Consider the following 12,958-nt stretch of genomic DNA (forward strand, 5'->3'; position numbering starts at 1 on the left):
ATGTGGCTCAAATAGACCTCTGGTTACTGATACAACACGAACTATCCGTCGCAGTATTCTCCGCACCGTAAACGGCGAGGGGTCTTCCGCTGATAGGAGGTTGGCGTAGTCGATGTCAATCATAACCGATATACGTTTTGTTCGGACAGTACGATGTATGTCGACTGTGTACGTCATTGCCACCGGCGGCACGATCGTGAGTACCTCGAGCGACACCGGGACGGTCCCGACCGAGTCAGTACAGGAGTTAGTACAGGCCTATCCGGAGAGCTTCGAGCACGTTGATATCGAATTGGAACAACTCACGCAAACCCCGAGTTCAGAGCTGACGATCAACGATCTCGTGAGACTGAGTGATTGTGTGCGAGCCGTCGCCGACGAGATGGATGGCGTCGTCGTCCTCCACGGGACCGACACGATCGAAGAGACCGCATACTACCTCGATATCGTGCTCGACGTTGACGTACCGGTCGTCCTCACTGGGGCACAACGGCCGTACGATAGCCGTAGTCCCGACGGGCCGGCAAACCTTCGCGGGGCCCTCGCGGCAGCGAGTCACGATCACGTTCGGACGGGTGCCTACGTCTTCTTCAACGACCGTCTTCACGCAGCGCGACCAGTGACGAAAGACCACAGCAGCAATCTCGACGCGTACGGTTCGGGCAACTACGGCCCAGTCGCCGAGCGGACACCGAACGGCCTCTGGTTTTACCGCCGCCCCGAGAGTCTATCGGTGACGATCCCCACACGAGAGATCACGGCGACCGTCGAGGTCATGCCCACGTCAACGGACACCGACGGGAGACAGATCGATCACGCCATCGATCGCGGTGTCGATGGAATCGTCGTCGACGCGCTCGGACTCGGAAATGTTCCCGCGGACGTTGCAGATTCCATCGGAGATGCTGTTGACGACGATATTGTCGTCGTTATTACGACGCGGTGTCGCAACGGAGTCGTCTCGCCTATGTACGGTTCCAAAGGGGGTGGTGCAGCTCTCGAAGAAGAGGGTGTACTGTTTGCATCGAACCTTCCCGCCCACAAGGCCCGAATCAAACTCCTAGTAGCTCTGTCACAACAACCAGGCGATACGGTTTTAGAGGCGTTTGATTCCAGTCAAATCGATGGCCACGGGTATGTATGAAAGATGGTCCTAAAAGTGATAAATATTTAATATGTAGTTAGCGGTTGGAACGTATCCGTGTAGCTAATCGCTCCGCAACGGCAAATTCCCGTGATACGGTGAGTGGGGCTGGATCTGGCTCGATAGCTTCGCCCACGAGTTTGCTCGCTTTTGCCGCCGAACCCCAAGAAAGGGTTACACCTGCCCCACCGTGGCCACAGTTGTGAACAACTGGACGGTCATCGAGGGAGGTGCGTTCAATTCGGACGCCATGACCATCCGGATCACGAACCGGCCGAAAGCCATACCGTCCTGTCAAATTCCCCTCTTTGATGGAAACGCCCGCGTACGTCTTGAGCAATTCGTTGTTGAGTTCGACGATCCGTGATGGCACCTCTACCCCTCCGACTCGTCGAGAGGCACTAGGCACGTGTCCCTTCCACTCTTCACTAGGAGAAACGGGAATTCGACTTCCCCCGAGAACGACCGTATCCATTCGAGGATAGGCGTAGACTTCACCGGTGAATCCGTCCGAAATAGTATCGGAGTTTGGCATATAGTTGTAGGAGAACAGCTCACCGCAATCGGTACGGATGAGGGGGAGTCCGTCAGCGATGACTTGATGGCCAACGTAAATCATCCACGGTCGCGGATCATCGAATAAGTCCTTCGAACCGAGTCCGGCACAGTTTACCAGTACTTCACCCGGTAACTTACGGCATGCATCGCGGGTAAGGGCGCGCTTGTGAACGGCCCCACCGAGCGAATCGTAAAGCGCGTAGCAGCGAGCGATATACGCCGGTAACTCAGCGAAAAACGCATCAAACTGCCACCCAAACACGGAAGTAGCGTCCGGTCGGTGGGGATACCGTTCGATGTCGGAAATACGCCGAAAACCACTTACCGTATCCGCGTATCCCGGATCCGGTCGATCCTCTTCGTACAGCACAAAATGTGGCTGCTGTCGGACGCCCATCGATCCCGCGTCAGCGAAGAGTCCGAATATCTCCTGAGAAATCGAAAGAGCGCGTTCCTGTCCGGAGAACGTAACCGACGCCGGCTTGATCGATGCGGCTGCGTATGGCGTCGCGAACTCTGGCGACGACTCATCAACGAATGGTACCTTCTCTGCATAAATTGCAGTATCGTATCCCCGGAGTTCGAGATAGATCGCCGTCGTTATGCCGATAACTCCACCACCGATTACGGTAACATCGATGCGTCGTTCGGTTTGCATAGCTTGCTGCACATCTGATCAACGACGCCTCTTACGATATTCGTTTTGATAATCGAGATCGTGCTATAGTAATCGTTAGAATTATTTGCTCGTAGAATGTTGCAACAGACAGTGGATCACCTCGACGAGATCTCAGTCGAAGAGTTGCAAGATGCCCTCGACAACGTGGACGGAAAGAAGCCGACACACGGCTCTTAGCCGCAATAGCGTACAAAAACGGCGTCACGCAGACTGAACTAGCCGAGTGGTACGGCGTGCAGCGACGGACGATCTATAGTTGGCTCAAGCGACTCGATACGGATGAGTCGTTTGAGCAAGCCGTAACTGATACTCATCGATCTGGAAGAAATCGAAAGCTCTCGGAAGAAGAGCAAGAACAGTTCGAGGCAACTGTCCACGAATCCCCAGAGGAAGATGGGCTCGACGCGCCGGCGTAGACGCCGGCGTTCGTCCAGCAGTATCTTTACGAAACCTACGATGTCGAGTACTCAATCCCGAGTTGCCGGCGGTTGCTCAAAGAAGCGGGATTGTGCTATCAAAAACACGCCGTACAGCCGCTGAATCCGATGCTAACGAGCAAGAAACGTTCCGCGAGGGGTTCAAAAAGCGGCGGAAGATGGACGCCACAGTAGTCTGTATCGATCAAACCAAGAAATCCGTGCAAGTCGAGCCGCGTGCCGCGAGGAAACCACGCGGCACGCGGCCGTCTGTTGAATTATCCGGCCAACGCGACTGGACGTGTCTCTTGGGCGCGATCACCGAACACGGCGATCGCTTTTTCGCTCGATTCGAAGAGTACGTAACCGCCGAACACGCCAAACATTTAATTCTAGCATTATGAAAAGAATCGAAGATGACTTGCTCATCGTGCTGGATGGTGCGCCGTATTTTCAGGCGTCGGCCGTCACGGACCTAGCGGCCCGTGACGACCTCGACTTCGTCACGTTACCGGCGTACTCGCCAGAGCTAAATCCTGTCGAGGAGTGCTGGAGACAACTCCAAGTCGCTCTTAGCAACCGTTTCTTTGAGTCGCTCGACGATCTTACAATGGCGATTGATTCAGTTCTTGACCAGCTCTCTATACCATATATGAGCAATTATTTCTAATTTCTACTATAGTATTGACACGCCTCTAAGGCAGTGTAACAATCTCGTTGTAACTCGAATAGAATTGAAGAGGCCCAAAGGCGTCCCCGGTTAGACGCTAGGTCTCGTTTGTGGGTTATTCGACGCACTTGGATGAGACCACCTATACGGAGATCTCACCCTCGGGAACTGGCTTCCATGTGCTCATCGAGGGTAAGCTCCCAGCTGGCCGGAACCGGCGTGGAAGCATCGAACTATACGATACTGCTCGGTTTTTCACCGTGACCGGCGATCACCTCGAGGAGACGCCTACCCATGTTGCTCGTCGGCAGGATGCACTCGAGGCGATTCACCGAGAGTACGTCCAAGACCAGGAGAGCGATGGAACGTCCGAATCAGGGCCCCGTGGTGTAACTGATGAGCAGGTGTCGACGGACAAGGCAGTCGATATCAATGTTGACCTCAAGGACGAGGAGTTGCTCGAAAAAGCCCGAAATGCATCGAATGGTGAGAAGTTCGAGCGTCTTTGGAAGGGGAACACGGCTGGATACGAGAGCCAGTCGGAAGCTGATATTGCACTGTGTTGTTTGCTGACGTTCTGGACCGGTGGCGACCACGCTCGAGTAGACCGACTCTTCCGCCAATCAGGGCTTCTTCGGAAGAAGTGGGACGACGTCCACTATGGCGATGGCTCGACATACGGCGAGAAGACCATCGAACGAGCAATAGCGAACACCTCCGAATTCTACGATCCTGACACTCGAGAGGACTCGAGTGATTCGAGTCCCGGAGAGAGCGAGTCGTCGACCGCCGATAACCGTGACGAGCCAGCGTAGAATCATGCGTATCTAATCGAGAAAAATCGGCTGTTGTCCGACCGTGTCGACGACCTCGAGGCAACACTCGAGGAGAAAGACGATCGTATCGCCGAACTCGAGGCGGCCAACGAAGCGTTTCGAGAGCAACTCAGTGATTACCAGGAAGAACTCGAGCGACGTGCGGACTCTTCGAATCCCGGGGTGGATGAGACGAGTATTGATCAAGACGACTCGATCTGGACCCGTACACGGCGGTTCGTCGGTGACGACAACTGAGTCTTGTAGAAGTGTCATAGAACAATCCTTGTCGGTCTCTTTCGCCCCATATCTTGTTTCACGCTCTCATGGAGTAGCAGCGTTTCCATCGAGTCAACAGAGCCTGTTTACTATATCTGCGAACCTAATGCGGTTACTTCTATCAACCGGTGATGATGTAGTTGACGCTATATCGTAACGCGGTATGTAGTCGGGAAGGTGGTTGCCCATGATTTGGGCACGTTGCTAATGGCTAACTGATGAACTGGCAGCCATTACGCACCCCAACGGGTAGTGTTCGTAGTTGCCATATACCCTCATACAATCGTAGGATATCTCACCAGCCCATTCCCGGACTTTCGGCGGCCTGCCGTACCCAGGAGGAGATCTGCTCCTCGTCCAGGGTGTCCGTCTCCTCAAGGTCTAGGGCCTGCCTGTCCGGCTCTGTCCCGTTGGGGGGCCTCGGCTCGAGGTACGATTCGGCTATGAACGCGAGTTTCACGTGTTTCGAGAACGCGCTGAACGACGCGAACCACCCCCGGTCCTCGACGCCGTAGAACGGCTGGTGCCACTTCACGGCGCGACGCACATCGGGTACTTCCTGCTGTATAATCTCGTCGAACTCTGCCGCGACCTCGCGCTTCCAGCCCGGAAGCGCTGCGATAAACGCCTGCACCGCTGCCGACCCGTCGGTATCGTCGTCCTTTCGGGCCGCCTGGTACTGTTTTTGGCGTTCCTCCCACTCCGCCTCGGCCGGAACCTGGTCCGGCAACTCGACCTCCCCGAACTCCTCGTCCTCGATGGTGGTCTCTCCCTCTCGGCCCGACATCGCGGTCACGACCAAGACCGGGTCAGATTCGTCGGGTCCCGAATACAGATCGAAGTCCAGGCGCAACGTCCCCTCCCGCCAATGGCGAGCGAAGCCGACCCAGCCGTCGGGGTGGTTGTCCCGGGGGTCTTCCTCGACCTGGAACAGACCCAGTAGTGCTGGGATGGCGTCGGCACCCCACTGGAGTCCGCGGTCCGGGTCCGTGAACTGAACCCCCTCATCGTGGTCTTTCTCGTAGTAGGGCGCTCTGATTATTCGGTTCGCCAGCACGAGATCGCTGACCTGTTGGGCCGTAATTGAACTGGACATACTATAATAACTCATCGAAAGGTGGTCTGGTATCACCAAGACCTCTGTGGTTCAACATGTTGGTGTCAACACCCGCCGCTGGTGCTCGGCAGACTCCGGGGCTACTTGGCGAAAGTTTAGTTGAATACATGGCTCGTCGGTCACCCCATCACCAACTGGAACACGACGAATCCAGTGACGAAGAAGAGGACTATACCGATAAGGGCGTGTAGAGAGGGGTGCATCGTACTACCGGCCAGCAACAAGTAGTGTGCCCCAGTAGCCAGGAGGATCGAGAGCAGTACGGAGAGGCTGATCTTCCCCCACTCCGTGTTCGTACCAGTCCTGGTGTCTTCGCCCGCGTTTCCGGTAGAGGAGTCGGTCGACATGGTCACCCCTCCACCTGGCCAGCGAGCTTCTCGAGGGAGTCTTCCCAGGCACCCGCGACCCCGTACTCCTCGATATCGACGTCCTCGGGGATTCCCTCTAGACGGAGGGTGACCTCAGTCCCGTCAGGGACGCTATCCAGAGTGACCGTCACGGTACTGTGGTTATCACCCTCGCCTGTCTCCTCGATCCAGACGATCTTCTCGCCGCGCTCCAGTTTCCGATAGGTGCCTTCGAACGTGTGGGAATACTGGTCCATCCCCTCTGCTTCGCCGACGTTCTCGATACGGAAGGACCCACCCTCCTCGCCCTCGACCTCTTGAACGTCGGCGCGGAATCCTTCCGGGGGCGCCCACACAGCCATGTCCGCGGGGTTCAGGAACGCCTCGTAGACCCGCTCGGGGGGAGCTTTGATCACACGGTTTACAGTTATACTCTGTCCTCCGTCCACAGCGTTCTCCGTCGTCGGTGCATTGCCTTCGTTGGGATTGTTTGTCATTGGTCTTCGTTCTCCAGATGATTGGCCAGCGCATCCAAGCGGTCCTCCCAGAAGACGCGGTACTGGGTTAGCCACCCGAACGCCGCAGATAGTGGTACGGCGTCTAGGTGGCAGCGACGAACGGTACCGTCCTTCTTGACGTCGATTAAGCCAGCGTCCTCAAGCACGCGGAGGTGCTTGGAGACGGCAGGCAAGGAAACTTCGTGAGGTTCGGCTAGGTCACTCACACTCTCAGGACCGTCGGTCAACTGTTCGAGGATAGACCGACGAATCGGGTGTGAGAGTGCTTGGAAGACCGCGTCGAGATCCAAGTCGTCTGGCTCCTGATCAACCATCCGGACGAGTATACGGGTCCCAACTATTTAACTATCTAGTTAAATTGTGTCGGAGCATACTAAGCAGGGGTGCAAACACGGTTTCAAGGAGATAACACAATCCACCCGCCGGACAGCCTGTATGCAACAATCTAATGATTCTATCCCCCTGTATCCAGCACAGCGTTCTTGACAGTTATCATCAAATTCAGCTTCCGGATCGGTAACTGCCTTACCTGTACTTACCGTTTGTCAGGTAGCCACGGGGAAGTATGAGAACTGTTCTATGACACTCTGGAGTCTTGTTCCAAAGCTCTCCGCCGAGTTTATCGATCCTCGAAGGGGTGAGGACTTCAGAAATGACTGCAATCGACCAGAGAGGCAAAAAACGCAGTGTGTGGTTGTATAGATCGGTTGAGTGCTGTAGCCATGATCTGATCCAGCCCCCTCGATGGTACTGGTTTGTGTATGTACTACGAACGTACAAGCGTATGTCTGAAGCTGAAGCAAACAACGGTGATCCTGAGATCGAGCGGATCAACCTTCGAATTTCCCAGTCATTCCGCGAAGTCATCGATGAGACGTGGCGCGAGCGGGGATTCAACAGCCAGAGTGAGTTTATCCGTTATGCATTGCGGGAGTCAGTGAATCATCTGGAAGGCGCTGGGTTCTGGAAAGACCTTGCAATTAGTGAGGCTCAGTTTGATGACGGTGAAAGCCGCTCAAGCGAGGAAATTAAAGCAGCATATGGGACTGACAAGCAGTGAGGGGATTTCACCAAGGCTGGGCAGCTGCTCGAGCCGATAGTGGGCGAGAAATGTAATCCAGCAGATGCTGTACATTGGTTGTGGCGTCGGAATCTGAAGTACACGAACTTCGAACTAGTGACTATGACCACTGATCGCACTGACGCTCGCCCGGATGGCGGGATCGATGCATTGGATCCACCGCCGATGGACGTGATGGACAAAGAAACACTCGAGCCAGAACGGTTGGCTCAGAACGCACCCCGACTAGAAACGGTCGTGCAACTTCTCAACCGTCCAGCGCTGACTCGCGTGTACGTGTATGTCTGCTATTGGGGACCAGTTGCTCCGCCGGAGATCATGGAAACGCTCGAGCTCTCGAAATCGACCACGTACGAATACATCGATACACTGGTTGAACTTGGGCTGGTCGACCGTGACGACTCGACGCGGCCGCAGCAACTAACCGCCGATCCGATCATCATCGCTGAGCAGTTCGTCCCAATCGTCATTACGCCCACTGTCCTCCACGCGCTTGCGCTCCAGGAGGTCGATGAGGATGTCGAGTATTTCATGGATCGCTACGGTCTCGGGAAACTTATCGCAGCGTTGCGCGGCGCTGGGCTTCACTTCGCGGGCAAGACAACCCAGCGAATGGTTGCAACCGATATTGTTGTTCGAGATACCGAAGCGATGATGATCATCTACGCACTCGAACCTGCACTAGCCGTCGGCCGGGAACACGATCCGTTCTTCGAGTACCTCTTTCCGGACGTATATGACGAGATAGATTTCCTCGAACTTGATGAGATTGCAGACTCTCCATCGAACGCGTCGGATCTGGATGGGTGAGTCCGTTAGATGAGTCGAGACACGCCATTAGTGGGTGGATTATTAGAGTTTGAACTATAATAGTCTGGCTACTAACTTCGGTGTGCATATGTACCTCCCGCGACGATTCGGAGTATGGTCCGGTTCATCAATCGTACCGAGGAACTCGATCGGTTGCAGACTCTTTACGAGAGTCATGCTGCAGAACTCGCTATTGTCTATGGACGACGGCAGATCGGCAAAAGTGAACTCGTCCGCCAATCGATTGCTGATCGCGACGATGCCGTGTACTATCAGGCAGTTCAAGGGACATCGACGACACAACTCAGGCGGTTCGTCAATGCGGCTGCTACAACGTATCCAGATATCACGGCCGTCAAAGAGGACTGGGAGCCCCTCTTGACATACCTCGTCGACAGAGACGCCATCATCGTCATCGACGAATTTCCGTATCTCATCGAATCGAACGAGGGGCTTTCGTCGGTAATTCAACACCTTTGGGATACAGCTGTCGACGAGAGTCAGGCAACCCTCGTCCTCACGGGCTCTGCAATCGGCATGATGCATACACACGTTCTCGATGGGGGTGCGCCACTTTATGGCCGAGTGTCTCAGACACCGAATGGCCGCCTCGAGCTCACCCAGCTCCCGTTCCGGATCATTCAGGAGTTCGTTCCCACATACAATCCCGAAGAACGGGTATTCGTCTATGGTGTCTTCGGAGGAACACCTCGATATCTCATGCCTCTCGACTCCTCGCAGAGTCTCGGAACGAATATCACACGGTTGCTGTGTGACCCAAATGGACCACTGCATGACGAACCCGAAACCGTTCTCCAGATGGAGCTCAGTGAGGTGGACACGTATTTTTCCGTGCTGGAATCAATAGCTAGTGGGAATCGCAGCCGGAACGAGATCGCTCAGGGGGCTGGTATCGAGAGTACCAACACGTCCTACTACTTTGATCGGCTCGAGACGCTCCAGATCATCGAGAAACATCATCCCGCACTCGCTGATCCGGCGCGCAGCAAACGGACTCGATACCAGATCCGAGACCCAGTGTTCCGATTTTACTTCCGGTACCTCTACGGTCGAGAGGGGCAGTACAAACTCTACGGCGAGAATGCCTACCAGGACCTTATCGAACCGGAATTGCCTGACTTCGTCAGTGAGACATTCGAATCGCTCTGCCACCAGGCAGTACCGGCGCTCTATGCAGACTACCAGCTCACGCAGGTACCGAGACAGTGGTGGCACAAAGGCCGTGAGATAGATATCGTCGCACCAACCGATGGATCGACACTGATCGCTGGCGAAGCGAAATTTACCAACGCGCCTCTCGGCTATGACGTCCTCGCCGGTCTCGAGGACGACGTAACCGCTATCGACTGGACACCCACTTCGGGTAGTGAGCCGACGTATGAATTTGCGTTGTTCAGTCGAGCTGGATTCAAACGCTCCGTCGAAGAAGCTACAGACGAGCGTGATGACCTTCGTCTGTTCGATCTATCCGACATTGTTACTGTTCTCGAGAGTAGATCTGAAATCTGAGTTTCTGCTATTGTACCAGACGAGGTGTATGGGAACGCTAATCAGAGGCTATATTCAATATTGTCATATATGAATAAATAAGAGGGTTTATCAAATGTCGTTTAGACATAGACTGTATGAAACGGATCCGGCGAAGGCCGTCCGGGGGGACTCGCGACGCGTCCCCAGATAGAAGCAGAAAGGCGGAGGGGAAGTAAATGACCGCAATCGAAACTCGGCTTGAATCGGAGCTCGAGGTTTCGGACCAAATCCGGCATCGAGCACAGATGTTGGCGGAACGTGCGGAATCAAGGGGAATCACGGCTGGTGTTCGTCCGTCAGGCTTTGCTACTGCCTGTCTGTACAAGGCAGGATGTGAAGATGGTTGGTGTCTCACGCAATCGGCTGTCGCGGAGGCTGCAAACGTGTCAGCAACTACAGTGCGGACCCATCGTGATGCGCTAGACGAGTTGGGTGTGTAACGGCCACACTGTGGAATTTCCGGCTCTGTTGTAATCCGTAGAAGATGATCGGTTTAGCATACTCTGCGGTAAGTACAGGCCGCGTATGCAGCACGGAAGGTGGTTCTGATGAAACGGCATCAGACCGGTAGGTAACGAGGCTCCAGTATACGAAAAGATATGGCTATTCACGCCAAACATATTTTATACAGTACATGAACCGGGACGTATTGTGGTCATCGATCGATGGGGCTGGAATAGAATCTCTACATCTCATCGAGGACTCAGCAGGTGTCACTGCTGGGAGTGTCGTCATCGGTTCGATTGACGGGGCATCGTTTCGTATCCGCTACGAAGTCGAATGCGACCCCCAATATCACGTCCAGCGAGTGGACGTTGCCGCTCTCGGCCGGGAATCAGAATCGATAACACTTCGAGCCAACGGGGAAGGTAAATGGACTGATGGGCAAGGAACGGAGGTATCGACACTGAACGGGTGCATCGACGTGGACATTTCAGCAACGCCGTTCAGCAATACACTACCGATTCGACGTTTGGAACTAGACCAGAACGAGTCAGCCGAGGTGCAGGTCGCCTATGTTGCAGTGCCCGAATTTCGTGTTGAGGTAGCCTCTCAGAGGTACACATGCCTCGATCCAATCGACACAGATGGTGGACGGTATCGCTATGAAAGCATATCAAGCGGTTTTGCGGCCGAGTTACCGGTAGACCCGGATGGACTCGTTATTGATTATCCAGAATTGTTTGACCGAGTCTCTCCCCTGTAACCGCTGATAAATCCGCACGTATAGTTACCGCTCAGTACAAATAACAATTCCTACAGTAGTTGTTACAAATGTCGCGCAAGATACAGAGGTTGAATCTCTCACGGGGGCATGGTTTATTCTACTATCTGGATATTGAATTAACCATCATTCAAGTATGGAAAGTATCTGCTTCACGGAGGGTAACAATTAACACACCAAGAGGATAGAGAGTATTATGGAGGCATTAGACCAGATTTTCAATCTTCTGAGTGAAGAGCGCCGACGGTACACACTCTATTTTCTTGAGCAACAGGACGACCCCGCTCCCGTGGATGAGGTTGCGGAACAAGTTGCTGAATGGAAAACCGACGGCCCACCAGCATCTATTCCGGAGGAGAAGTTCGAACAAATTGAAGTTAAACTCCTCCACAATGATTTGCCGAAAGCATCTGAAGCAAAGTACATCAACTACGATTCCGAGGAGAGGATGGTAGAACTCACCGAGGCACCCCCCACGTTCAAAGCCATTATCTCAGTTGCAGAGATCATCGAACGGCCAGATCGGAACCCATAACGGCCGACTGGAGATCATCTCATGTAGTAATGGATTTACAGTTGTAAGTTCTCTCGGCAGCGCTCGTGTGAAATCTATTCTCTGTACTGAGCGATTTGATCCTGTCACACTGAATGCCGGCCCGGTGACCGAGACGCGCCCTGTATCTCGCGTGAGTATCGGAATATCCCTCTCAACTGGTAGAATCTGCGCTGAGCAATTCGCACGTATAATTACCGCTCAGTACAGGAAAAGCGTGTATCACCCGCGTCCAAAGATGATCCGGTATACCCCGAACGAGCGCGTCGAGAGGGTGCTCCGATTTGTCACCAAGACTTGGAATAGAAATGCAAAACGGCGGGGGCCTTTTTGCCCCCTCCAGGTCAATTGTTAGCATGGTGGGTTTCGAGGAGGAGCAGGCGGAAGCCGAAGCACTCGAGCGATTGCAAGACCTCGGGCTCTCCAAGTACGAATCTCAAACGTTGATTAATCTCATACAGCTCGGGACGGGAACCGCGAAAGACATCAGTCGAATCAATGGTGTCCCCCGGACTCGTGTGTACGAATCGGCGGAGCGACTCCACGAGTTGGGGTTCGTCGATATCCAGCACACGACACCGCGAAAATTCACCGTGACATCCGAGGAGACGATTATTCGAATGCTCAACGTCAAACGCGAGAACACGGTTACTGAACTTGCGGAGTGCCTGAAGGAGATCGGGCCCGCTCAGCCACAACGCGAACAGTTCGGCGTCTGGACGGTCACTGGGCGGGAGGCGGTGTCGTCCCGCGTTGAGGAGTTCATCGCCGACGCCGACGAGCAGATCGTCTACATGACTGTCGACGAATTGCTCACCGACCAACAGCTCAACAGGCTTCAGGCGGCCGCAGAGCGTGGTATCGATATCTACGTGGCGGGGATTTCTGAAGAAGTCCAAGAACGTATCCAGGAATCGGCGCCGGAAGCCGAACTATTCGAAACCCTCTGGGAGTGGGAGGAGACGTCCGCTGGAAGCCTGCTGATCACGGACGAAGAGACGGCACTCGTGAGCGCGCTCGTGGACGATACCTCCACTGCCGAAGAGATCGAGGAGACGGCGATCTGGGGTGCTGGCGACCGAAACAGTCTCGTCGTCGTCCTGCGAGCGATTTTCACGTGGCGACTCAACAGGGACCAGCCGTCGTAAGACTACCCAATCATTCACTCAGAAAATCACACCACACTCTTGTTTGT

Annotated in this window: 15 protein-coding genes and 3 pseudogenes; 12 read left to right on the top strand and 6 right to left on the bottom strand. The window is 54.4% G+C overall.

What is annotated here, in order from left to right; all coding sequences use genetic code 11:
- The first annotated feature begins 157 nt into the window (after positions 1 to 157).
- Positions 158 to 1,144 carry an asparaginase gene (locus HALLA_RS17120; RefSeq protein WP_049954718.1) on the top strand — a complete coding sequence of 329 codons (987 nt, stop codon included), beginning with the start codon at positions 158 to 160 and terminating at the stop codon, positions 1,142 to 1,144.
- A gap of 37 nt (positions 1,145 to 1,181) precedes the next feature.
- On the opposite strand, the gene HALLA_RS17125 is transcribed toward HALLA_RS17120, so the two are convergent.
- The gene (locus HALLA_RS17125; protein ID WP_049954720.1) at positions 1,182 to 2,360 is read right to left on the bottom strand and encodes an FAD-dependent oxidoreductase; all 1,179 of its coding nucleotides are present in this window, start codon (positions 2,358 to 2,360) and stop codon (positions 1,182 to 1,184) included.
- Positions 2,361 to 2,563: 203 nt separating this feature from the next.
- On the opposite strand from HALLA_RS17125, the gene HALLA_RS21475 reads away from it, so the two are divergent.
- The 4 genes and pseudogenes from HALLA_RS21475 to HALLA_RS17140 all read left to right on the top strand — a co-directional run.
- Positions 2,564 to 2,797, top strand: a complete 234-nt coding sequence (locus tag HALLA_RS21475) for a helix-turn-helix domain-containing protein (RefSeq protein ID WP_242406252.1) — start codon at positions 2,564 to 2,566, stop codon at positions 2,795 to 2,797.
- Between the two features lie 54 nt (positions 2,798 to 2,851).
- The gene (locus HALLA_RS21480; protein ID WP_242406253.1) at positions 2,852 to 2,992 is read left to right on the top strand and encodes a hypothetical protein; all 141 of its coding nucleotides are present in this window, start codon (positions 2,852 to 2,854) and stop codon (positions 2,990 to 2,992) included.
- A pseudogene (locus HALLA_RS21485) lies at positions 2,977 to 3,467 on the top strand (IS630 family transposase). The gene HALLA_RS21480 and the pseudogene HALLA_RS21485 overlap by 16 nt, the downstream one beginning before the upstream one ends.
- 140 nt (positions 3,468 to 3,607) lie before the next feature.
- Positions 3,608 to 4,390 (top strand): annotated as a pseudogene (locus tag HALLA_RS17140) (phage NrS-1 polymerase family protein); the annotation flags it as partial.
- Positions 4,391 to 4,856: 466 nt separating this feature from the next.
- Here HALLA_RS17140 and HALLA_RS17145 read toward each other — a convergent pair.
- From HALLA_RS17145 to HALLA_RS17160, 4 genes are all read right to left on the bottom strand, one after another.
- Positions 4,857 to 5,657: a DUF1801 domain-containing protein gene (locus HALLA_RS17145; protein WP_242406248.1), complete on the bottom strand. Its 801-nt coding sequence runs from the start codon at positions 5,655 to 5,657 to the stop codon at positions 4,857 to 4,859.
- A gap of 140 nt (positions 5,658 to 5,797) precedes the next feature.
- Positions 5,798 to 6,025: a hypothetical protein gene (locus tag HALLA_RS17150; protein WP_049954722.1), complete on the bottom strand. Its 228-nt coding sequence runs from the start codon at positions 6,023 to 6,025 to the stop codon at positions 5,798 to 5,800.
- Positions 6,026 to 6,027: 2 nt separating this feature from the next.
- Positions 6,028 to 6,522: an SRPBCC domain-containing protein gene (locus tag HALLA_RS17155; RefSeq protein ID WP_049954723.1), complete on the bottom strand. Its 495-nt coding sequence runs from the start codon at positions 6,520 to 6,522 to the stop codon at positions 6,028 to 6,030.
- Positions 6,519 to 6,857, bottom strand: a complete 339-nt coding sequence (locus HALLA_RS17160; protein WP_049954724.1) for an ArsR/SmtB family transcription factor — start codon at positions 6,855 to 6,857, stop codon at positions 6,519 to 6,521. Before HALLA_RS17160 ends, HALLA_RS17155 begins: the two co-directional genes overlap by 4 nt.
- A 470-nt stretch (positions 6,858 to 7,327) precedes the next feature.
- On the opposite strand from HALLA_RS17160, the gene HALLA_RS17165 reads away from it, so the two are divergent.
- Entirely contained in the window at positions 7,328 to 7,603 is a 276-nt protein-coding gene (locus tag HALLA_RS17165; protein WP_049954725.1) for a ribbon-helix-helix domain-containing protein, read from the top strand.
- A 114-nt stretch (positions 7,604 to 7,717) separates the two neighbouring features.
- On the opposite strand, the gene HALLA_RS21785 is transcribed toward HALLA_RS17165, so the two are convergent.
- Positions 7,718 to 7,837: a CRISPR-associated protein Csx3 gene (locus HALLA_RS21785; RefSeq protein WP_394298879.1), complete on the bottom strand. Its 120-nt coding sequence runs from the start codon at positions 7,835 to 7,837 to the stop codon at positions 7,718 to 7,720.
- Here HALLA_RS21785 and HALLA_RS17170 point away from each other — a divergent pair.
- The 6 genes and pseudogenes from HALLA_RS17170 (at position 7,790) to HALLA_RS17185 (ending at position 12,911) form a co-directional block, all read left to right on the top strand.
- Positions 7,790 to 8,434: a DUF7437 domain-containing protein gene (locus HALLA_RS17170; RefSeq protein ID WP_394298880.1), complete on the top strand. Its 645-nt coding sequence runs from the start codon at positions 7,790 to 7,792 to the stop codon at positions 8,432 to 8,434. The genes HALLA_RS21785 and HALLA_RS17170 overlap by 48 nt on opposite strands.
- Positions 8,435 to 8,548: 114 nt before the next feature.
- A complete protein-coding gene (locus HALLA_RS17175) occupies positions 8,549 to 9,964 on the top strand; it encodes an ATP-binding protein (RefSeq protein WP_049954727.1) in 1,416 nt (471 codons plus the stop codon).
- Between the two features lie 200 nt (positions 9,965 to 10,164).
- Positions 10,165 to 10,425 (top strand): annotated as a pseudogene (locus HALLA_RS20220) (transcription initiation factor IIB family protein); the annotation flags it as partial.
- A 194-nt stretch (positions 10,426 to 10,619) separates the two neighbouring features.
- Positions 10,620 to 11,192 (top strand): putative glycolipid-binding domain-containing protein, encoded by a 573-nt coding sequence (locus HALLA_RS20225; RefSeq protein ID WP_084569097.1) that lies wholly within the window; start codon positions 10,620 to 10,622, stop codon positions 11,190 to 11,192.
- A 214-nt stretch (positions 11,193 to 11,406) separates the two neighbouring features.
- A complete protein-coding gene (locus HALLA_RS17180) occupies positions 11,407 to 11,745 on the top strand; it encodes a DUF7344 domain-containing protein (RefSeq protein ID WP_049954728.1) in 339 nt (112 codons plus the stop codon).
- Positions 11,746 to 12,119: 374 nt separating this feature from the next.
- Positions 12,120 to 12,911: a TrmB family transcriptional regulator gene (locus HALLA_RS17185; RefSeq protein ID WP_049954730.1), complete on the top strand. Its 792-nt coding sequence runs from the start codon at positions 12,120 to 12,122 to the stop codon at positions 12,909 to 12,911.
- Positions 12,912 to 12,958: the final 47 nt, after the last annotated feature.

It is taken from the genome of Halostagnicola larsenii XH-48 (assembly GCF_000517625.1).
Classification (GTDB): domain Archaea; phylum Halobacteriota; class Halobacteria; order Halobacteriales; family Natrialbaceae; genus Halostagnicola; species Halostagnicola larsenii.